The following is a 22,753-nucleotide window of genomic DNA, read 5'->3' on the forward strand; positions in this document are numbered from 1 at the left end:
ATTTGCTGGCGACAACAGGCTCGGCACTGGTGTTCACCACTGACATTGAGGCTGACGGCACTGTTTCACTGCGTTTTGGTGACAATACGTTTGGTCGTCGTCCGTTGCCCGGCACCCAGTTTACTGCGAGCTATCGGGTGGGTATTGGTACCGCAGGTCACATTGGCCCAGACAAGCTGTTTCACTTGGCGCTGCCGCTGCCCGAGGTAACAGAAGTTCGCAATATCACGGCGGGTGAGGGGGGACGTAACCCGGAAACCAATGCCCAAATCAGAAAACGGGCCCCTTTTTTGTTCAAGACGCAGGAGCGGGCAGTAACCCGGGAAGACTATCAGACACTGGGCCGGCGGGTGGCGGGCATTCAGGATGTGTCCTGTGCCTATATTCACACCGGAAGCTGGATCACCACCTTTGCTTTGCCAGACCCCGAGGGGCGGATAGAAACATCGGACGCCTTGCGGACAGCTCTGAGAGATCACTATGAGGTGTTCAGGCTGGCGGCCCATGATGTCGAGGTCTCTTCACCTGTGTATGTGCCACTTGAGATCACCCTGCACGTTTGTGTTGCCCCCAACGCCTCGCGATCTCAGGTGCGTCAGCAACTGTTGAGGCTGTTTTCTTCCCGCCGTTTACCTGATGGATCGCTCGGCCTGCTTCATCCCAATCGTTTTAGGGCGGGCGAGACCTTTCATCTTTCACCGCTGATTGCTGCGGCCCAGAAACTCGATGGCGTGATCGCCGCTAAGGCATTGAGGTTTCGGCGCTTTGGTGATCCCCGTACCAGTGGCTTGGGCGACAGAAAACTCACTTTTTCCCGTACCGAGATTGCCCGCGTTGATAACAACATCAGCAACCCGGCCAATGGGGTGTTCGAGGTTGAAATGGATGGAGGACGTTGATCATGAACGATGCATCCCATTGTGATGCCTGCGGCGGTGTTGACGTCCGGACACCTGCTGCGCCTGATAATCCGGCCGGACTGTCGCGAATTGGCTATCGCAGTGGTGAGTATCAGGATTTCTCTCTGAGTATGACGGCGCGGCTGTCTTCAGCGAAATACGGTGCGCTGGGTACCCTGACCTCCCGGGAGCTGGATGACTTCACTCTGGCGCTCATTGATGCTTGGTCAGCCAGTTGTGATGTGCTCACCTTTTATAACGAAATGTGGCTCAACGAAGCTTATATCAATACCGCCATTGAAACCGCTACCTTGCACGAACTGGCAACCTTGATTGATTACGTGCCGCACCCGGGCGTGGCGGCAACTGTCGATCTGGCCTTTACCGTGGCGGAAGGGGAAGGCATTCCAGAACAGCTCACCGTGCCTGCAGGCACCAAAATTCAGAGCACGCCGGGACAAGACGAGAAGCCGGTTATTTATGAAACCCTGTCTGACCTTCCTGTCCGGGCGGCATGGAATGCTATTCGACCGACACTGACCGCGCCGCACCCGCTGACTGCCACAACCACCCGCATTCCGCTTCCCGGCAGCAGCCTCAACCTTAAGCCCGGTGATGCGGTGTTTTTTGTTGGTGACGGCGGCAATCAGGTGTTCGCCACCATCAATAAGGTGACGATAGTGCTGGCCGACATCGCCCGCGATCCGGAGGCCATTGATTTAACCTGGATTGATATTTCTCCACTCGCCACTGCACCGTTGAGCGCGATGAGTTTAAGCGGCACCGTAGCGGTATCTACCGCATTTTCAGCCGGGACGCCGTCTTCTAACAAGGTGCCGCTCGCCAGCAAAGTTGACAGCTATAAGGGTGAAACACTGGCAGCGCAAGAGTTAAGTGAATTACTGGCCGTAGAACAAGAGAAAGAAAAAGCCTTCTTTTCTCCCTTTATTGCTTTAGCCAAACCCACCCGGGCAGTACAGGTGTTTCGCACCAAAGCGGCGATTTTTGGCCATGCGGCGCCGCCGCTGGATAGCCTGCATTATTCATTGACGGGTACGTTTCCGGTTTTTGATAAAAATACCAGCGGTGTGATTGTTGAAGATGTGGCCTCTGGACCTTATGCCGGGTTAACGAAAACCAGTTGGGCCGACAAAGGCACCCTTCAGCTGATGGATGATGGCAACGCTAGTCAGATTTACCTCGAGCGACCCATGAGTGACATTGCCAAAGGCAGTACCGTGGTATTGCTTGATGGCGATAAATGGCTGACATCTGAGGTGACGGACAATACCGAGCTGGCTGCCGCCTTTTTTACTGTCACCGGAAAAAGTGCCCGCCTGGCACTCGATTCGCGTCTGTACTTCAGCCAGTTTTCTATTCGCGGTACATCGGTGTTCGGTGCCAGTGAATGGTTGACCATTGCCGATCCACCGCTGGTGGAACCGCTTGATCAGACTGCCATTTCCGTTGCGTTAAATGGCTGGTATCCGGGACTGGAAGCAGGACGAACAGTGATCCTCAAAGGTGAGGCGGAAGGGATGGGCGCAGAGCCTGTGGTGGCGAAAAAAGTGGTGCAGTCGGTCAGTCACAGTCTTGAGGAGCAAGGCGGCACAACCTTGACCTTTACCGAGCCCATCGGCGCATCTTATCTGCCGCAAAGCCTGCGTATTTATGCCAATGTCGCCGATGCGACGCAGGGTGAGTCAGTGGTGGAAGTGATGGATGATGGCAGCGCTACGCCGCACCTTGCTTTGGTCTCCAAGCAAGCGCCGCAAACCTTTGTCCCTGCGGCCACGGCCTCGGGTGTCAAATCGACCATGGACATTCGGGTCAATAAAATTCTTTGGCATCCAGTCCCCCATTTTCTTAATGCGTCCCCGACCGATCGGGTATATACCCAGCGTATCGATGAGGAGGGCTACAGCCATATCACCTTTGGCGATGGTGTAAATGGTGCGATGCCGGGTAAAGGTCAGCAAAATATCCGAGCAAGCTACCGCAAAACACTGGGTCTGGAAGGACGGGTCAAGGCAGGTCAGCTTAACTTGCTCATGTCGCAACCGCTTGGCGTTCAGGCGGTGAAAAATCTGCTGGATGCCGAAGGCGGTGCTGACCCTGAGAGTCGGGACCATATCAGGGTCAGTGCGCCGCTGTCGTGCCGGACTCTGGGCCGGGTCGTGTCGTTGACCGACTATGCCGATTTTTCCCTCAGTTATGGCGGGATTGCCAAGGCGACGTCTCAGTGGCTGCATATCAACGGCAGACAGCAAGTGGTGGTGACGGTCGCTGCAGAGGAAGGGGCACAGGTGCCGGAAGGCGGCGATCTGCATACTGCGCTCAGTGAAGCCCTTGCCGTGGCTGGCGACCCTTTTGTGCGTTTTATGCTGCGAAGTTTTCGTCACCGCTTTTTCCGACTCGGCATCCGGCTCAAGGTCCATGCGGATTATCTTCGCGAAGAGGTGGTTGTTGATGCAGAGGCAGCGTTGTGGGCCAAGTTATCTTTTGCTGCCCGCCATTTCGGTCAGCCAGTGTTTGCCAGCGAAGTGATCGCGATTTTACATGATGTTCAAGGCGTCGAGGCGGTGGTGGTTGAGCGCCTTTACAGCGGCAATATTCCCACCCGCAATGACGGTCTGGCTGCGCCGATGGCAGAAATCAACGCGGGTGAGGTGGTGGGTGCCACCATTCTGAGCCTTGGCTCCATTGATTATCTGGAGGCCAGCCTATGAACAGTCTGTCACCTGAATCACTCTATAACCTGTTACCCGAGGTGTATCGCCGTCGCGACGAGGAGCAGGGCTTCCCACTAAAAGCCCTGATGGAAATACTGGCTGAACAGGCGCAAATTGTTCGGCATGATATCGACCGACTATACGACAACCAGTTTATTGATACCTGTGATGAGTGGGCGGCCCCCTACTTGGGTGAGCTGGTCGGTTACCGCTACGGACCAGAGATTCCGGGGTTAAGTCGACGGGCAGCTGCGGCCAATCAGATTCGGCTGACCCGCAAGCGCGGTGTTGCGCTGGCGCTGGAGCAGCTTGCCGTGGATACAACCCGCTGGCCTGCACGTGTGGTGGAGTTTTTTCAGCAACTGGCGCGGCCTGAGCACTTGTCAGCGTTGCGGCCACAGCATCATTACACGCTGAATGTCCGAGACAGTGATCGCTGTGACGCTATCGGCACCGCGTTTGATACCGCGAGTTATACCATGGCGACCGGGCGGATCAGCCAGGGAGAAGGGCGTCATCATTTTCGCAATGTTGGCTTGTTTCTCTGGCGATTGGGGCACTATCGTCAGTCAATTGTTCCGGCATACCGACATGCAGCCCGGCGCTATCTTTTTAACCCGCTGGGTTGTAACACTCCCCTGTTTAATCAACCGATTCCTGAGCCGGATATCAATCATTTGGCCCGTGAAGAAAATCTCCCTGTTCCTTTGCGCCGACGTGGGACAGCAGGCGCTCGGCTGGCGACATTTTCCCCTCATGCTTTCACTGTCGTGATTGACGGGATTTTACAAACACCCGATCAGTTGCAGATCTGTAACCTGAGTGATGACGGTCCTGACTGGGCACACTCGCCAGTGAACCGGATTTCGGTTGACCCTGAACTGGGGCGACTTTCATTGCCTGCAAGCATGCCTGAGCCTGACGATGTTGAGGTGACTTACCACTATGGTGCCTGTGCCGATATTGGCGGCGGCGCGTATTCGCGCAGCGAGGGTTTTTTGGTGACAAGCCAGCCTGTTCAGCACGTTGGTCATGGCGACTCGATTCAGACGGCACTGAATATGGTGAAATCGGGTGGCGTGGTGGAGATTGTCTCCTCTCATCTGTTCAATGAATCTCCTGACGTTGAGGTTGATCCAGACCAAACCCTGTCACTGCGGGCTGCAGATGGTCACCGGACCTTTATCCAGCTTGATGGTGACGATATGACGCTGGTAGGCGGACAGGAATCAGAAATTATTCTCGACGGCTTGGTGATGACTGGTGGGCGCTTGGTTGTGCCGGACGATGGCAATAATCAGCTGCGTCGGTTGGTTCTGCGAAACGTCACCTTGGTACCGGGTCAGACATTAACATTGGACGGCCAATCCGTTTCTCCCACTCAGCCCTCGCTGATAGTGGCGTTGAGCAATGTGAATGTCGAGATAGAGCGTTCAATACTTGGGGCGTGCGCACCGCGGATGGTGTCGCGGTATCGGTAACAGACAGCATCATAGATGCCTGTGACAACACCCATACCGCCTTTGCCTCACTCGATGGTCTTACCCATGGTGGCAGTCTGACCCTTTGCGAAAGTACCGTGATTGGTAAGCTGGCGGCACGATCGTTTCCTTTGATCTCCAACACTATTGTCGATGCTTTGCTGACGGATGGCGATGACTGGGTTTCGCCCGTCTGGGCGTTACAACGTCAGACAGGGTGTACCCGGTTTTCCTACATTCCACCTGAATCACGTGTTCCCCGTCAGCACAGATGCCAGCCTCAATATGCGGTGTTACGCGCTGTGGAGGCGGCGAAGGAAAAAAATCCCTCTTTATCTGATGTTGAGAGTGAGCAGATCGCCAGAGGCGTGAGAGCACGAATAGTGCCAGCGTTTACCTCATTGCGCTACAACGATCCGGCTTATGGTCAGCTGTTGTTGTCAGCCCCGGAAGCAATCCGCCGTGGGGCGGACTCGGGCAGTGAAATGGGGGTATATCATCATCTTTACCAGCCTCAACGACATGATGCGCTTTCGTTCCGTCTTAATGAATTTCTCCCCATTGGCCTCGACGCCGGCCTGATTTATGTGACCTAAGGAGGCAAATTTGGCTACGGATATTTCAGGAAAAACCTTTGATCCCCGGCACAACTATTCTGAGCTGGTTTCGATGCAGGGCAGGGTGGTGTCAGATACACCACTCAACGAAAATGCGGCGATCATAGACCGTCGGTTTCGGGCAGAAACGATCGACTTGGCGGGTTTCTGCGGTTACCCGGCCCATATCCCAGACAGTTTTCGTATCGAGATTGCAGGCGGGAGCTTGTTGATCCACCCGGGGCGCTACTACGTGGATGGCCTGCTGGCGGAAAACTTTGGTCACGGAGATCATGCCTTTTACTTGCCGCTGGAAGAAGAACGCAGTGACGAGCCTGTGCCGTACCAGTCTCAGCCGTATTTGCCCAATATTACGCCCTCAACACTGGAGAACGGCCGCTATCTGGTTTTTCTGGATGTGTGGAAACGTCCGATCACTTTTCTTGAAGACCCGACGTTGATCGACCCGGCTATTGGTGTTGATACCAGTGCTCGCATACAGACGGTGTGGCAGGTGAAGTTATTCCCAGTCAGTAATGATGTCACTTGCAATACTGACGATGAAGATATTGCGGGTTGGCAGGCATTGACTGCTGCATCATCCGCCAGACTGACCACCCGCGCCAACCCAACGTCGGCGGTAGACGATCCGTGTCTGCTGCCGCCAGAAGGCGGATATCGGGGGCTGGAAAACCGCACCTACATGGTGTCGGTGCATGATGTTAACGATGACGGTGTCCCTTTACTCAAATGGTCGCGGGTCAACGGCGCATTTGCCGGACGCATTCTTGCCCAGCCAGCGAATAACACCCTGACACTGGAGCAGGTAGCGAAGGACGACTATCTCAGATTTAGTCCCGGCGACTGGGCAGAGATAACCGATGATGTGCGGGTATTGAATGGTCAGCCGGGCACCATGGTTCGGGTGCTGTCTGTAAACGATGCCAGTAATACCGTGGTGCTGGATGCCCCCTTGGCAGCAGGGGTTGTGCCATTGCTTCCGGCCTCGACGGCGGCCGACCAGAATGTTCATCCCATCCTTAGACGTTGGGACCAGTCCGGTGCGGTGGTAAATACCGATGGTGACCCGATTACCAATCTTGATGCCCCGGGTAGTAATGGGCTGATCCCCGCGCCTGAAGGTACTTTTTTGGTACTGGAAGATGGTGTGGAAGTGGCGATTTTCCTCGAAGGTGGCGTCGGTGAATACCATCTTGGTGATAACTGGAGCTTTATCACCCGTTATGCCGATAGCTCGGTGGAGATTCTGACCGCTTCGCCACCGCAGTTGCTTCATCATCATTATTGCCGCCTTGCCTTTGTTGATGTTGCGAACCGTCAATTTATCGCGCCCGTTTTTCAGGATTGCCGTGAGCCCATAGGCACGATCGGATGTTGCACTGTGGTCGTTCGACCGGGCGAGGATATTCAGGCGGCACTGGACAGTCTTTCCCCCGAATTTGGTGGCTGCGTCTGCCTGAAAGTCGGTGTTCATCGGCTTTTTCGACCACTTCGGATACGACACCCCAATGTCATGCTTCATGGTGAAAGCCACGGCGCCCAACTTCTAAACCTCAGCAATGATGCTGCCATTGATGTGCGCTCTGACTCAGGAGCTGTGCTGAGAGGCATTCATATCTCGACTCTCAGAATTGTTAACCGGGGAGGGATGCTAAAACCCTCCGGCGTTATTTCCTTGCGAGATGTTGCAGACAGTGTGGTGGAGCAGTGTCAGATTTCTTTTGTGATAGAGACCAGCCAGTCGTTCGATATTCCCGCGATTGGCCTCTATGACTGCTGGCGGGTGAAAGTAGCCGATTGTTCGATCACCGACGCGACGATTGGCGTGTGGATGGATGACAACGGCGGCGATCTGGTGGTACGTGACAATGTGTTTGAGGCTGTCATTAAGAACCACAACGGATTGATAGGCGTCGCCGTTGCCAATTTGACCGGGAGAGTACTTGTTATCGATAACGATATCAGTGGTTTCCTGCGTGGGGTAGTGGTGAACAATGAACCTTTGGGGCGAGCTTTTTCGACGGCGGCTCACACCCAAGTCAAAGGTAACCGGATCACGCTAAATAACAGGTTCGGCAAGCAAGATGCCATTGCCATTGAGTGCCATTGCCCACAGGGTGTGTTGTCTGAAAATCAGATTGTATTGCAGGCCGAAGACAGCACGGGTATCGCGGCAAGTGGTCTGGGCAGCCTGATTGAGCGCAACCGAATCGAAGCCGGAGAGGGAGCTGAAATACAGGTCGCGGTGTTGCTTGATGGCAGCACTGATAGTTTTACCGCTGGGCTTACTGTGGCACAAAACTGGATCAGAGGCTGCAGTGGCGGAGTGATAGCTGAAAACGTAGCGGGTCTGCGAATTGACAGCAATGACATCTCCAGTGATGGCCGGGGTAATGACATGGCGGTATCCGTGACGGAATGCGAGGTGGTCAGCATTGAAAATAACTTGATTGTGTCGCTGACGGTGCCTGTTTTCGCAAACCAGTGTGAAGATGTACAAATTATCAGTAATCAGATTCGCGAAAACAGCATGTCGATTGCGTGTCAGCAATGTATGCGGGTCGATATCAGTCATAACCAAATCAGCCATTGCGACAGCGGCGGAATCTTCCTTATTTCATGCCAGGCCAGAGCCGCCATCGTTGGCAACCAAATTAATTATGTGGGCACGGCAGCAAAGGGCGTTTTTGCTTCCTCAATTCTCAGCATTTTTCACCTTGGTGAGTGTCATGTTGAATCAAACGAAGTGCTCAATACAGGCGTGAGTGAGAAAGGGGAAATAAACCCTCAAAGAACAGTGGGAATTTGTGCGCTTTATGTCTTAGAGGCTCGGGTTGAAAGTAACCTGGTGTCTTATTCTGATTTGATGACCCGGGAACGGATTATTGATGATAGGGCGCTACTGCTCCAGGGGCTTTATGAAGTCTCGATAATTGTGGGTGAGGATCCGTTCATTTTATTGGGTTATTCAGCACAGATTTCTAACAATAAGTTTCTCGGACGCGGTCCAGATACTTTAGTTGAAATACTATCGCGAAGCTTCTCAAAGAATGTGCGTGCTCGATTTGAGCGCGTATTTTTCACTAATAACTTTATCGAGCATGTTGGCCGCAACCCCGATCAAGTGGCCAAAAACGCGACAGTGATTTTGCAGGGGTTTCAGGCAACGGTATCTGGGAATCAGGTGAAGTCAGGGACCCGTTTTCTTCCTTCTTTTGATTTCAAGAATATGGACGGTCCATTCATTGGCAACATTACTACCGGACGTGTTGTGAATCATGTTGAGTTTCCGGTACCGGAAAATGCATTTAATACGCGGGTATAAAGGAGTGTGATGATGGCCAGAGCAAGTAATGCAATGAATAAAAACCTGTCGCTTGTTAAAGCGTTGCAAAGAAGAAATCGATTGGATAAAGAAAAAAATCCGCTAGCGAAAACCAAACAAGCGGCGAAAGATCAGAGAGAAAAAATCGAGAGTCGAATTAATGCGCTTGAGAAACAACGTGCTGAGTTTAATCAACAAATCGACGATACGATTAAAAAAGAACGCCAGCAGCTCAGGGCGTTGAGTCGCCTCGAGGATATGGTCAGTGACGCGTTACCCATGAAAGATGGGATACCAATTGTCGATGAGAAACCGCCTGTGATTGAGGATAAACCTGATATCAAGGATAAGCCGATTGCTGAAAAGCCAAAACCAAGGGCGAGACCTCGCAAAGCAAGCCCTGATTCGGCGGCAAAACCCAGCACCACCAAACGCACGACAACAGCAACAACCCGACGTCGCACCACCAAAAAGTAGTTTTCTCGGAGAGATAAGTATTATGGCGACATTGACTTTCGGCGAGAGGCTCTCTTCAGCCAAAAAGATAACTGAAAATCATGTGAACCCCCTCAGTAAGCAAATCAGTCCTTTACTGTTAAGGGGCAATCAGACACCAATCACGTCACTGGAGCATGATAGGGGTAAATCTGGTTGTCATTGCTCATCACCGTTGGCAAAAAACGTTCGTGAACAGAAGAAACATGTGTTGACACCACGTTCCTCATGGACAGTAAAAGTGCAAATGAAAACAAAGGCCGACTTAAAAGGAGATGCTGCAGAGCGTGAAGCCGAAGAGGTTGCTCAACATTTTTCTGAGGGGAGGCTAACAACATCTCAAGGTAACGGTAAGTCTTGCGAAAGTTGTCAATATACATCCAGTGCTCTTAAGCTCAGTCCATTATTTACTCCGATAATCCCAAGCCAATTACAAAGCTTGATACCCGGTCAGGGTAATCAGTTAGCCAGACCTGTCAGAGAGCGAATGGAGAGAGGTTTTGGTTATGACCTTTCTCATGTGCGAGTGCACACTGATAAAAAGTCGTCAGAGGCTGCGACAAGAATGGGGGCCAGAGCGTTTACGTTGGGCAACCATATCGTTTTTAACCGGGGTGAATTTAAACCGGAAGCAGCGTCGGGAGAGAGAATATTAGTACATGAGCTGACACATGTCCTCCAGCAGGCCAAAGTTGGTGAAAGTCGTCCGCAGTTATTGAGTGATAGAGATTGTGCCAAGGACTGTTCAAAGAAAGATGGCACCGATGTAGCGACGGGTAAATACTCGATCACTATCTATGCTGACAAAGAGGGCCCCTTCCTACTCTTACCTTTAACCTATAAAGTGGGCCATGCGTGGCTCAAACTGCAAGATGACAACGGTAACTATTGGACCTATGGCTTCTGGCCTAAAAAAGGCTTCGATGGAGATAATCCCAGTGCAGACGTTGATGGTTGTATTCATCATCCTGATCAAACCACTCATAACAACAATAATCCAGCCACTCAGACTTTTGAGTTAACAGCTATACAATTTTCTGACGCTTTCAAATATGCCGTAGATACCTGTCTAAATCGCCCAAAATATAATCTCTTTGGTTTGCAATGCACAGAATTTGTGAAGCGCACCTTAAGCGCCGCTGGAAAAGGCAGTGCAGGTGGTTTCGGCCTTATTTGGGAAAGCCCAAATGCACTTGCTTCATGGATTAAAACCAATGCCCTGGTGGTTGGCGCCAATGTCACCGGCGCGACATCGGCAAATAATAGTGCTGGGCAAGGTAGTCTTGCTTTTGATTTTCAATACCGGCATCAATTCTACTCTCTGTTGGGTCAGAAGCTTCGTTTATACGGTGTTGGGCAGGCTGAGCTGGGAAAACCAATCAAAGCGGGCTCTCTGGGCGCAGGACTCGAATTGAACACACAAAAGATATATTTACCTCAGCTTTACCTCGAGGCGGGGGGGTGATGGGAGATTTGAGCCCCACTCAAGACAGGTTTGGTGCTGGAGTTTCGATGAATGCAGGCTTGAGATATAACATCGATGAACTCGCATTTGTGGGAGTGAAATACAGTTTGGTGAAAGATTTAGTCAATAACGATCCTGACCTCAATCGACTGATGTTCACTGTCGGTATTCGCTTGTTCTAAAAGCGGCAACGCCACCCTGAGCTACGGGTTAGCGAGCCTTAACGATTTCTACTGCAGCTTGATAAAGTTTATTTTCAGTATTTCCTGTGGGCATCCACATTCAAATTGGTAATTACAATTTCAGATACACTGCGCAAACATGGCTTTTTCAGCACTTGGGGCTAGTTTTTTCTTCGGCGGCTCACAACCAAATCAAAGGTAACCGGATCACGCTGAATAACGGGTTCGGCAAGCAAGATGCCATTGCCATTGAGCGCACCGAATTGAAGCCAGAGAGGGAGCAGAAATACAGGTCGCGGTGGTGCTTAATTGCAGCACTGATAGTTTTACTGCGGGGCTTACCGTGTCACAAAGCTGGATCAGAGACTGCAGTGGCCGGGGTAATGACATGGCGGTGTCCGTGACTGAATGCGAGGTGGTCAGCATTGAAAATAACCTGATTGCGTCGCTGACTGTGCCTGTTTGCGCAAACCATTGTAAAGATTATCAGTAATCAGATTCGCGAAAACAGCATCTAGGTTATTCATACCCAAGTCCTTATGCGGTCTATGTATATATCGAACGTTCTGATCGCTATTTTAGGCATTTAATACAGTCCTTGTGTGCAGCTTAGGTTAATTGAGGTTCGTTCAATCGACAAAAACCGATTGCGCTAGCTCTCTGTCGAGAAATGTATCTTTCGTTTGATAAGTTCTAACCATTGAAAATAAAATTCTCGGATGAAATAAGGTTATTTATATTATTAACAATTAATATCTCATATTTAATAATAAATTATTAAGTACTCTATTATAATTAGGATGTTGTAAGTTACTGGAAATAAATTTATTTATATAAAGATAGGGATATAGTAATGGATGACCATAAAGAATATGAAATCTCAATGGAGCCTATTCCAAGAGAATTGGAAGAAATTTCAAGGAAAGAAATTGCATACTCTACATTTCCTAATATTAAATCGGCTAACGAAATTTTAATGCATTGGGACACTTACTCTAATCGTATACTTCGAGCACCTGATGGACGCGTTCTTGTAACGTGTCATACAAATATGCATGATGTAGACGCTAAAATGATTGAATGGTGGTTTGGTTGGCATATCAATGCTTCATCGCGATATCGGCTTTGGCATCCCAAGGCTCATTTGAAAGCGGAAGTGAAAGATGACAGATCTCATTATAAAAGTGATAGAGATAAATACATTGATAACATTTCATATGTTGATGAATATATTGGTGGTAAAACTATGAGACTCGCAATCGCCTTTATTGATCCGGCTGACGTTGGATTGGAAATAGACTATAGGTTGGGTGAAACGGCAATATGTGCTCATACTTCTGACCGAGTGTTAAAAGGTGATGCGGGATCACTCATTCATATGATTGTTCCAACTGTTGGAGGTTGTGAAATGAGAAGTATTTTTTGGCTAGGTGAATTAAATTTAAAGTGGCCAATAATTGGGAGGATACTCAAACCAATCATTAATACAACTCTGATCAGAAAATTTTTCGTCAATGATAAATTAGCTACTGACTTATTCAGACACTGCGCGGAAGAGATGAGTCATTTAGCACGATTTTTACCTAAACTATGCAATGATAAAAGATAAATATGTACTGATACGAGATGAGTGAAATCGTGGATTTTACTTTGAAATATAGGTGGGATTTTAAGTCGTTGGTCAATACTCATCTCAACCCTATATGAAGATAAAAGTTTAATTTTTGTATTTTGTATTCTAGATCGCAAAATAGTATTAAGTGACCAGAAAATAATACTTCTCAAGCAAATGGCGGTATTCTAAAAAGATAATAATATTATGCTTAGGATACCATATGAAAATTCTTATCATAGGTGCGAGTAAAGGACTTGGTTTTTATTTGAGCCATCACTTTCAAGATGCTGAGGTATATACAATATCTAGAATTAAAATAGACAGTGAGGGTATCAATGCATATCAAGTTGATGTTAGTCCAGATAAGAACCCAGACTATTCTTTTTTACATGGAGTAAAATTTGATCTTATCGTTTATCTTGCATCTCTTTGGGGTGAGTCGGCTCAATTAAAAACGAGTGAGTTGGTCAATTTTTTAAATGTTGGACCCATCGGATATTTAAATGTTATCAATGAACTGATTGATATGGGCTCTGTAAATGAAAAATGTAAGATCGTATCTATTGGATCGACAGCTGAAATCTCTGAGAGTCGTCAATATCCTGCATTTAAAATAAGTAAAAAGTTACTTAATGAAATATCAAAGAATCTTCAGAGCATTCATAAAAATCTTAACTTTACACATTTCACCATGGGTGGAATTGGTGAGGGAAGAATAGAAAACAGTAGCGTTGCTCAGATAATAAACAATATTATTAGCCTCGATGAAAATACTGTTGTGTCACATATTACTTTAAAATCAAATGATGATGTGTAGTGGTAAGAGGAAGATGACATCTGATCGTATTTTTTTCTTAGGATGACCAACGTTTGGTCATCTAAACATGAACAGTGCCAATATCATTTCGCGCATGAAAGGTGTTTATGATGACATTGCCGATTTACTGAATACTCGCTGCGCAAAGTAGATGGCAAACGACTGAGTATATCGATCAGCTTTGTTCAATGATCTTCTGAGATATCTATAGTGAATGCTCTGATTGACCCCCACCGAAATTTATCCTGACACTTCCTGTCAGGGGCGTCGCTTTATCATGGCGGTGAACCAGACAGGAGAACCATGATGAATAACATTATCGAAACGTTTTCGTTTTCACTGCTTTCAGAGGCAAACAGTGAGGCCTTTCTTGCAGCAGCCAACGAGACGATGTAAGCCACTAAGTCGTTTAGCGGGTTTCTTTTTCGTTCTCTGAGTTACCAATCTGATACCAAAACGTGGACAGACACGATTTACTGGCGCACTCCGCTGGAGGCCAGCGAGGCAAATCGGCGATTTATGCAGCTTGCTGCGGCCGAAAAAATGATGTCCTATGTCGATCTTATTTCTATTAAAAAGTCACTCGGGGAGATAAGGCTGCAGGGTGAGTCGACTGACGCCACCTCAAAAAATACGCAGCGGGAGGCATCGGAATGAAAATATCGGGTCAATTTTCAGTGACCTTGACTGGTTGCGAACCTTATCACCCTGGCAGTGAGGGGAATAGACTCTCTCATATGAACATTGAAAAGGTATTTTCAGGGCCGCTGAGAGGTGACAGTCGTGGTGAGATGCTGAGTGCGAGAACTTCCACCGAGGGTGCAGCGGGCTATGTTGCCATTGAGGATGTACAAGCGGTCCTTGAGGGAAGAAAGGGAAGTTTCGTTCTGCAGCATTTTGGTGTGATGTCGGAAGGTCACGACAGATTGATACTTGAGGTTGTTCCCCAGTCAGGCACTGGTCAGCTCAAAGGGTTGTCCGGTAAAATGCACATCTATATTGAGCAGGGACAACATTTCTATGAGTTTGACTATCGGTTACCACAATGACGTTATGAGTGGTAACAGAAAGTGAGTAAATCGGAACGACTTTTCGCATTACTGACTTTGTTGCATGCCCGGCGTTACGCTGTGACAGCCAAAGTGCTGTCTGAAGCGATGGATGTCAGCGAGCGCAAGATTTATCGGGATATTCAATCATTGCAACTCTCCGGTGTGCCGATCACCGGAGAGGCAGGAATCGGGTATCTGCTCGATAAAAAAGCACACCTTCCGCCATTAATGTTTAACGAAGAGGAGGTAATGGCACTAGCGGTTGGCATGAAGATGGTACGAGCGTGGTCTGACAAAGGGCTGGCGAAAGCTGCGACCTCTGCGTCAGACAAAATACAAAGCGGCTCCTGAAAGGTTAACGAAACCCATCGATACAGGAGGTTGATATATCGTGGCTAGCTTACGGTGTCTGACTCGCATTGCTTGATTTCAATCGCAGGCTTTCTTCTATGATGTAGCGAACAATGAAAAGCCTACTTAGAGTCACTTGCACCATTCTGTGTTGAAAAGAGTTGTTATGGGAAAGCGTGAAGAAATGGCGATGGAATTCGCTCAAATTGCAGAGGAACTGGAGAAGGCGGCAGCACATTGCAGAATAACGGCTGAGCACTTTGGAGAGCACAACGTTCCCCGTGCTTGTGCACATATCTTCGCGTCGCAAGGCCATATTGTTAAGGCAAAAAAGCGTATTGAATCAGCTGCTGAAATACATTCGGACTTCGCACAGCTACATGAGCGTTAGGCTTTCTCGGCCTGACTACATCCTGATAAGACAAAAATGAGGCCCTATGCAGGACCTAAAAGAGTGGTAACAGACAGTGAGTAAATCGGAACGACTTTTCGCGTTACTGACTTTGTTGCGTGCCCGGCGTTACGCTGTGACAGCCAAAGTGCTATCTGAAGCGATGGATGTCAGCGAGCGCACGATTTATCGGGATATTCAATCACTACAACTCTCCGGTGTGCCAATCACCGGAGAGGCGGGAGTGGGGTATCTGCTCGATAAAAAAGCTCACCTCCCGCCGTTAATGTTTAACGAAGAGGAGGTAATGGCACTAGAGGTTGGCATGAAGATGGTACGAGCATGGTCTGACAAAGGGCTGGCGAAAGCTGCGACCTCTGCGTCAGACAAAATACAGTCAGTCTTACCTGAACATCTCAAACGTCAACTCGAGACCATTCCTGTATTGGTACCAGACTTTCATATTGAGACAGAGTTCGCTGCAGTGGGTGAGACGATTCGTAAGGCGGTCGATTCCCGACAGGTAATTGCGTTTGATTACTTATCTGGCGATGGCATTGCAACAAAACGGCGTGTGCAGCCATTAGGGCAGGTTTTCTGGGGCAAAGTCTGGACGTTGGTTGGCTGGTGTGAACTTCGGGATGATTATCGAAGTTTTAGGCTGGATCGTATCTCTGCCTTATGCGTGATTCAAAGAAACTTTGAACAATCGGAAAGTAAATCCCTCCGACATTATCTGCAGCGCTATCGCACTATCTAGCGTTTTGTGTGTGATGTTATTGTGACTGCAGTTAGACCAAAATCAGATCCTACTTCAAAAAAAGAGTAGGGATTGTCAGAGTTCTCTCGATTATTTCTACGTCCTGCCGCTTCATGATCGTGAATATCTTAATCTTTGGTAAGGAAACCATGCGAAAGTATGTGTGTGCACTAATCATCGTCTTACTCGCAGGGTGTGGTAATGACGAAGGCATAAAATCAGTCAATCGTATTCAGTTAACTGATTCCCCGGTTGAACAGGCTTTACTTTCTGCGGATGGCAATTTGACCGCGTTGGTGACGTCATCACAGAATATTCAGGTCTGGGAAAATACCCTTAAAGCCAAGGTGTTGGACATCGCATCCGGCACGTTTAGAGGTCAAATTGTCAGTTTGTTGATATCTGAGGATAATTCCACATTAGTGGCAGCCAATGCCCGACAGGTATTTTTCTGGGATATAGCGACTGGAGAAAAGTTAGCAGAGCACATATTGTCAGGTATCCACCCTATGGCAAAAATAAGAGGGTTGGCGATATCAATGAAAAGTCAGAGCCTGATAGCAGGTTTTTCTGATGGTTCTGTGACTGCCATGAACTTATCATCAGGTAATACAAAGACCCTCACTGTCCATAACAAATCTGTTAATCACCTATATTTCAGCCCAGATGGAGTATCAGTGATCACTGCAGCAGATGACGGTTTAGTGAAACACTGGTTACTGGCTAATGGTAAGGTTCAGGAGCAATATAAGTTTGACCACAGTATTAGCAGTCTTGCCGTTGACCGGAGCTTTGAGCGCTTTTTTGCCTCGGGAGTGATGAAAAAGCAGCGGATAATCCATCTTGATGCCAGTAAAGCACCATCGAATCTGTCTTACAGCAAACGCTTCAAATGGTTTAAGAAAGCGATCTTTGTTGAAGGTGCACCGATACTGATCACGGCCTCATCTAAATCAGAAATTACGGGTTGGAATGAGAACAAAGGTAAGGAAGTGATGTCTTGGAAAATCACTGACTCAGATGATGAAGTGAGAATACTGGATATTGAGATGTCTGACAGCAACCATCTATACAGTATCAGTACCGAAGGAGTATTAGAAAGCTGGGATGTGAAGCCTCTGGTAACTGCCAGTCTTCAGTGAAAGGAAATAAAAAAAGCGAGCAATGAGCTCGCTTTTTTCTTTATGGCTTAGGCCAGTACGTCAGTCGCAACCTTGTAGGTCGGATCTTCAATATGGTTTATTTCAACCAGGCTTCCGGCTTTGGTCAGTAATGCATGACAATCTTGGCTCAAATGACGCAGGTGCAATGTTTTGCCCGCTTTGTTGTAACGCTCAGCCAGCGTTTCAATTGCCTCGATTGCTGAGTGGTCAGCCACTCGGGAATTGGCAAAATCAACAATCACATCGCTTGGGTCATTCTGAGCATCAAACAACTCAAGGAAGTTGGCAACAGAGCCAAAGAATAACGGCCCATTCACTTCGTAAATCTTAGAGCCTTGTGCGTTGGTGTGGCTGGCAGCATAAATGTGTTTAGCGTGTTCCCAGGCGAACATCAGTGCTGACACTATTACACCAATCAGAACCGCAACCGCCAAATCAGTGATCACTGTGACACCTGTAACCAGTACAATGACAAAGAAATCGCGTTTAGGTACACGGCGGGCCAGCTTGAAAGTTGCCCATTCGAAGGTACCAATTACCACCATGAACATCACACCAACCAGCGCAGCCAAGGGGATCATTTCAATCAGCGAAGAGGCGAAAAGAATAAAGCCGAGCAGTGCTAGAGCAGCAGTGATGCCAGACAATCGACCACGGCCACCAGAATTGATGTTAATCATAGACTGGCCAATCATTGCGCATCCGCCCATCGCACCAAAGACAGAGCAGGTCATATTGGCAACACCCTGACCGACACACTCGCGGTTACCACGACCACGTGTACCAGTCATCTCATCGACAACGGTTAACGTCAGCAATGATTCTATCAGGCCAACAGCAGCCAGAATCAGAGAATATGGAAGGATGATATAAAGAGTGTCCAGTGTCAGCGGTACTTCAGGGAAAGCAAATGACGGGAGGTCACCAGCCAGCGTGGCTTCAGGATTGCCACTCATTGAACGCAGAAAATCGACCACAGTGCGGGTATCCAGGTCAAGACCGACCACAGCCAGAGTGACAAAAATAATGGCGACTAATGAAGAGGGCACTGCCGTGGTTATTTTAGGCAGAAAATGGATAATCGCCATGGTGATACCGACCAGACCCAGCATCAGTGCCATTTGGCTGCCTTCCAGCCACTGCAGGGCACCAGACGCATCAGGGACTTTAAACTGTCCGAGCTGGGCAAGGAAAATGACAATAGCAAGGCCGTTTACGAATCCAATCATGACAGGGTGAGGCACCATACGGATAAACTTACCCAATCGGAAAATACCGAAAACGATTTGAAGCACGCCAGTCAGTAAAACTGCGGCGAAGAGGTATTGTACGCCATGGTCAATGACCAGACTAACCATGACGACAGCCATGGCACCGGTTGCGCCGGAAATCATACCCGGGCGGCCGCCGAGAATTGCAGTCAGCAAGCCCATTATGAAAGCGGCATAAAGCCCCACCATTGGATCAACACTGGCGACAAACGCAAATGCGACGGCTTCTGGTACAAGTGCGAGTGCCACGGTTAAACCGGACAGCACATCGTTCTTGACCGATTGATGTGAAATCTGAGGAAATTCAAACATTGTGATCGCTTTTAACTTGTTATTGGTGTGTTAAATGAACATTAAGCTCTTGGGGCTTGATGATTACAAAGCACCGGATACTACACTAATTCTGTTACAGCCTTCAATGTTTCTGGCTAATCAATGTACTTTCTCATAGCGTTAGTGAGAATTTTCAGTCATTGGCCAGATAGTCAAATCTGCTGTAAATCTCGTCTTTTTCTAAAAGGTATAAAAAAAGAGCCATGCTTTACATGGCTCTTTGGTCACCAATAGGTGCTATTTATTAGCAGTATTCAGGCTTTGTCGCAGGTGCCTGTGAGCGGCTTGTTGCCGTTTGACTGCCAGCCTGTTTTGACGGCTGAGCAGACGGCTTAAACGTTGCCACAGCAAGCTGAATTGGCTCAGCGGTGATCGCTGGTGCCGGTGCTTTTGCCATTGGCGCTGTCACTGACTTGCTGCCGTATAAAGGTTTTGCCGCATCAGTGTTGAACGAAACATCTGCGAACGTTTCAACCTTCACTGCTGTTTCACTAGCAGTTACGGCTGCCGCAGCAACAACCTCAGCAGTGTCTTCAGGCGCTTCCTCGACTACGGGTTCAGCTACTGTCTGTGATACTTCAACCGTCGCTTGCTCTGAAACTTCAACCGTTCCTTGCTCTTCAACTTCAGCAGAAGCGGCTTCAGTGACTGACTCCTTGGTTGCTTGTTGCTCCGTCTCAATGGCACTATCATCGGCCTCTGGAGCGTCTTCATCGATAGCCTCAGCATTTGTATTGTCGTTACTCTCAACAACTTCAGCTTGAGTGACAGGCTTTGGTTGTTTCTCAGTCACAGGTTCAACAGGATTAACCTCAATCAGCGTCTCTGTCTCTGCCAGCTCTTCTGCCTTAGGCGCATCTGCCTGAGTCAGGTCTCTTGAAACAATAACCTTACCCATTGCCACTTCAGGTGCTGCAACACCGCCAAGTGTAACCTGCGCAGAAGCAGTTTCTACATTTGCTTCAACGTTCTCTGTTGCTTCAGCTTTGTCCGCTGGTTTCTCGCTAATGTCGGCGGAAACAGAAACAGTCCGTGATGGCCATACTTTGCCCATTGCCATTTCTGGAGATGCCACACCTGACGCCAGAACTGGTGCTTTAGGCTTGGTGATCACACTGACGGTGGACTCCATATTCTCCAACTGTTCAAGGCTCTGTTCAGTTGTCGCTGAGTCACGGTTACGACGTCGTTGACCGCTCGCACGGAGATGACGTAGAGAGCGACGGTTACGGCGCTGTCCATCACGCTCTGGCTGATCACCATTTTCATGACGAGGTTGTTTAACCGCTTTCGCATCTGCTGCTACCGCTTCACCTATTGTTTGTAGCGGTGAAACCTGTTGTTCAGCAGCGTTATTACCAGCCGAGTTTGAATCAACACGTACTTTCTTATTGAGCTTACGGCGCTGACGACGCTGTTTCACCTTCTCAGTTTTTTCTACTGCTGCTTTTTCAGTGTTTTCGTCTTTAGCTGGTTTAACTGGCTTGGTCGCTTTAGCCTGCTTATCCGCTCTCAGCGCCTTTTGCTCTTCCAGCTCTTCTCTTGGCTGTCGCTGTTTGCGTTGACGGTCAGGCTTTTCGTTCGGTTTGCGATTTTGGCGTTTATTCTGTTTCTCACCCTGATGCTCGGCAGCTGCCTTGCGATCGGATTTGTCGCCACGCTCATTGCGGCGTTTACGCTCATTACGTTCGCCATCGCGCTGTGGTCTGCGGTTTCGGCGATTTCCCTGACCTTCCTGGCGATGTTGAGATTGGTTTCTGCCTTTTTGTTCAGTACGGCTTTCTTGCGTCTCTTCGGTCGGTGTAAAGAACTTACCAATGAACGAAATGAATCGTTGCAGCAGACCCGGTTTATCCGATGCTGAAGCCTTAGAGTGAGATGCTTGCTGCGCAACAGGGGCCGGAGAAGAAGGTGCAGCAAAACCTTGTAGAACAGGCTCTTCACGTTTTCGAACAGGCGCGGCTGTCTGAGTTTCTTCCTTAGCTTCCGCTTCGCGGATATCTTCCAGTTGTTTTGGCAGCTGATAAGACAGTGTTGCGTTCTCATCACCAGAACGAACTCGAACTACCTCGAAATGTGGCGTTTCCATTTCTGAATTCGGTACAACGACGACACGTACATCATGGTGTTTTTCAACATGCTGGACTGAACGACGTTTTTCATTGAGCAGGTATGATGCGACCGCAACAGGTACTATAGCCATGACCTGTCCGGTGTTCTCCTTAAGTGCCTCCTCTTCGATCAATCGAAGGATAGACAGCGACAGAGATTCAATATCACGGATCACACCTGTTCCTGTACAACGCGGACAGATATGGTGGCTTGCTTCAGCCAGAGACGGACTCAGGCGCTGGCGAGACATCTCAAGCAAACCAAAGCGGGAAATACGACCAATTTGAACGCGGGCACGGTCCATTCGGACAGCTTCACGCAGACGGTTTTCAACTTCACGCTGATGACGAACAGGGGTCATATCAATGAAGTCAATGACGACAAGACCACCAAGGTCACGCAAGCGCAACTGACGAGCAATTTCATCCGCTGCTTCAAGGTTGGTTTGCAGGGCCGTCTCTTCAATATCAGAGCCTTTCGTTGCTCGGGCTGAGTTGATATCAATTGAGGTCAGTGCTTCAGTTGGGTCAATGACAATAGAACCACCGGAAGGTAGACGTACCTCACGTTGGAACGCAGATTCTATCTGGCTTTCAATTTGGTAGTGACTGAACAGAGGTACGTCGCTTTCATAGCGTTTTACACGCTGGATGAAGTCAGGACGAACCAATTGGATATGGTCTTTTGCACGGCCAAACACTTTTTCGCTGTCAATGAGGATCTCGCCAATATCACGACGAAGATAGTCTCTGATAGCGCGGGCGATAACGTTGCTTTCCTGATGGATCAGGAATGGAGCAGGGTTTGCGTCTGCCGCTTCTTTGACCGCGTTCCAATGATTGAGCAGTACTTTTAAGTCCCACTCAAGTTCTTCAGCAGATTTGCCTACACCTGCGGTGCGGACAATCAATCCCATTCCTTGTGGTAGCTCAAGGCCGGACATCGCCTCTTTCAACTGACTGCGCTCTTCACCTTCGATACGACGTGAAATACCGCCAGCACGAGGGTTGTTTGGCATCAGTACCAGATAACTTCCTGCCAGAGAGACAAACGTAGTCAGCGCAGCACCTTTGTTGCCACGTTCTTCTTTGTCAACCTGAACGATAACTTCCTGACCTTCTTTTAACACCTCTTTGATGTTTGGTCGGCCTTGGTAGGTATAGTTGCTTGGGAAGTACTCTTTAGCAATTTCTTTGAGGGGAAGGAAACCGTGTCTTTCTGAACCGTAATCGACAAACGCTGCTTCTAGACTTGGCTCGATACGAGTAATGCGTCCTTTGTAGATATTCGCCTTTTTTGATTCAAAGCCCGGACTTTCAATGTCCAAGTCATAAAGCCGCTGACCGTCAACTAATGCGACGCGCAACTCCTCTTTTTGAGTTGCGTTGATCAACATTCTTTTCATAAATATTTATTCTCGATTATTTGTCGTTGTTATTAGTTGTCGGTGACGTGATAAACACGCAATGCTGCCGGACCCCAAGTCTGAAATGGATGCAACCTCACGGCTGGGATTCAGGGGTGCTCTAGGGCATTACTTTCGACCAACTGACACGGAAAAAACGTTTGCACCGATTTACTCAGTTGGATCTCCTCCTGGGAGCTAGTCTTTGAACACTGGCATTTCTCAAATCATGCCAACAAACTAACGCATGTTTATTTTGTCGCGTCTTACGCCTGTGCTGCGAAACG

17 protein-coding genes and 1 pseudogene are annotated in these 22,753 nt (G+C 48.7%); 16 read left to right on the top strand and 2 right to left on the bottom strand.

Translation table 11 applies throughout. The features are described 5' to 3' along the window. From A8L45_RS04410 to A8L45_RS04480, 16 genes and pseudogenes are all read left to right on the top strand, one after another. A partial coding sequence (locus A8L45_RS04410; protein WP_175401904.1) for a baseplate J/gp47 family protein occupies positions 1-899 on the top strand: 899 nt, incomplete at its 5' end. A 2-nt stretch (positions 900-901) separates the two neighbouring features. Next, positions 902-3,628 carry a baseplate J/gp47 family protein gene (locus A8L45_RS04415; protein ID WP_068899649.1) on the top strand — a complete coding sequence of 909 codons (2,727 nt, stop codon included), beginning with the start codon at positions 902-904 and terminating at the stop codon, positions 3,626-3,628. Beyond that, positions 3,625-5,112, top strand: a complete 1,488-nt coding sequence (locus A8L45_RS04420; RefSeq protein ID WP_245680640.1) for a hypothetical protein — start codon at positions 3,625-3,627, stop codon at positions 5,110-5,112. The genes A8L45_RS04415 and A8L45_RS04420 overlap by 4 nt, the downstream gene beginning before the upstream one ends. Continuing rightward, complete coding sequence (locus A8L45_RS25185; protein WP_245680641.1) at positions 5,079-5,708, top strand: hypothetical protein; 630 nt, start codon at positions 5,079-5,081, stop codon at positions 5,706-5,708. The genes A8L45_RS04420 and A8L45_RS25185 overlap by 34 nt, the downstream gene beginning before the upstream one ends. Before the next feature lie 10 nt (positions 5,709-5,718). Next, a complete protein-coding gene (locus A8L45_RS04425) occupies positions 5,719-9,054 on the top strand; it encodes a DUF6519 domain-containing protein (protein WP_068899651.1) in 3,336 nt (1,111 codons plus the stop codon). 9 nt (positions 9,055-9,063) lie between these two features. Continuing rightward, positions 9,064-9,531, top strand: coding sequence for a hypothetical protein (locus A8L45_RS04430; RefSeq protein ID WP_139122300.1), 468 nt, complete (start codon positions 9,064-9,066; stop codon positions 9,529-9,531). Positions 9,532-9,553: 22 nt separating this feature from the next. Beyond that, on the top strand, positions 9,554-11,014 hold the full coding sequence (locus tag A8L45_RS04435; RefSeq protein ID WP_068899655.1) for an eCIS core domain-containing protein: 1,461 nt from the start codon (positions 9,554-9,556) through the stop codon (positions 11,012-11,014). Then, entirely contained in the window at positions 11,014-11,196 is a 183-nt protein-coding gene (locus A8L45_RS25190; protein ID WP_068899656.1) for a hypothetical protein, read from the top strand. The genes A8L45_RS04435 and A8L45_RS25190 overlap by 1 nt, the downstream gene beginning before the upstream one ends. Before the next feature lie 301 nt (positions 11,197-11,497). After that, on the top strand, positions 11,498-11,689 hold the full coding sequence (locus tag A8L45_RS04445) for a hypothetical protein (protein ID WP_139122301.1): 192 nt from the start codon (positions 11,498-11,500) through the stop codon (positions 11,687-11,689). Positions 11,690-12,049: 360 nt separating this feature from the next. Next, entirely contained in the window at positions 12,050-12,805 is a 756-nt protein-coding gene (locus tag A8L45_RS04450) for a DAPG hydrolase family protein (RefSeq protein ID WP_068899660.1), read from the top strand. Positions 12,806-13,031: 226 nt separating this feature from the next. Beyond that, positions 13,032-13,628: a Rossmann-fold NAD(P)-binding domain-containing protein gene (locus A8L45_RS04455; protein ID WP_068899663.1), complete on the top strand. Its 597-nt coding sequence runs from the start codon at positions 13,032-13,034 to the stop codon at positions 13,626-13,628. Positions 13,629-14,281: 653 nt separating this feature from the next. Continuing rightward, complete coding sequence (locus tag A8L45_RS04460) at positions 14,282-14,677, top strand: DUF3224 domain-containing protein (RefSeq protein WP_068899666.1); 396 nt, start codon at positions 14,282-14,284, stop codon at positions 14,675-14,677. A gap of 21 nt (positions 14,678-14,698) precedes the next feature. Further along, positions 14,699-15,022: pseudogene (locus A8L45_RS04465) on the top strand (helix-turn-helix transcriptional regulator); the annotation flags it as partial. A gap of 175 nt (positions 15,023-15,197) precedes the next feature. After that, entirely contained in the window at positions 15,198-15,422 is a 225-nt protein-coding gene (locus A8L45_RS04470; protein ID WP_068899668.1) for a hypothetical protein, read from the top strand. 76 nt (positions 15,423-15,498) lie between these two features. Continuing rightward, entirely contained in the window at positions 15,499-16,182 is a 684-nt protein-coding gene (locus tag A8L45_RS04475; RefSeq protein WP_068899670.1) for a helix-turn-helix transcriptional regulator, read from the top strand. Between the two features lie 149 nt (positions 16,183-16,331). Then, on the top strand, positions 16,332-17,324 hold the full coding sequence (locus A8L45_RS04480) for a WD40 repeat domain-containing protein (RefSeq protein WP_068899672.1): 993 nt from the start codon (positions 16,332-16,334) through the stop codon (positions 17,322-17,324). Positions 17,325-17,371: 47 nt separating this feature from the next. Here A8L45_RS04480 and A8L45_RS04485 read toward each other — a convergent pair whose 3' ends face one another. Both A8L45_RS04485 and rne read right to left on the bottom strand, forming a co-directional pair. Continuing rightward, positions 17,372-18,928, bottom strand: coding sequence for a SulP family inorganic anion transporter (locus A8L45_RS04485; RefSeq protein WP_068899673.1), 1,557 nt, complete (start codon positions 18,926-18,928; stop codon positions 17,372-17,374). 265 nt (positions 18,929-19,193) lie between these two features. Continuing rightward, positions 19,194-22,466 carry a ribonuclease E gene (rne, locus tag A8L45_RS04490; RefSeq protein ID WP_432416288.1) on the bottom strand — a complete coding sequence of 1,091 codons (3,273 nt, stop codon included), beginning with the start codon at positions 22,464-22,466 and terminating at the stop codon, positions 19,194-19,196. Positions 22,467-22,753: the final 287 nt, after the last annotated feature.

The sequence above is a fragment of the Veronia pacifica genome (genome assembly GCF_001707825.1).
In the GTDB taxonomy this organism is placed as follows: Bacteria; Pseudomonadota; Gammaproteobacteria; order Enterobacterales; family Vibrionaceae; genus Veronia; species Veronia pacifica.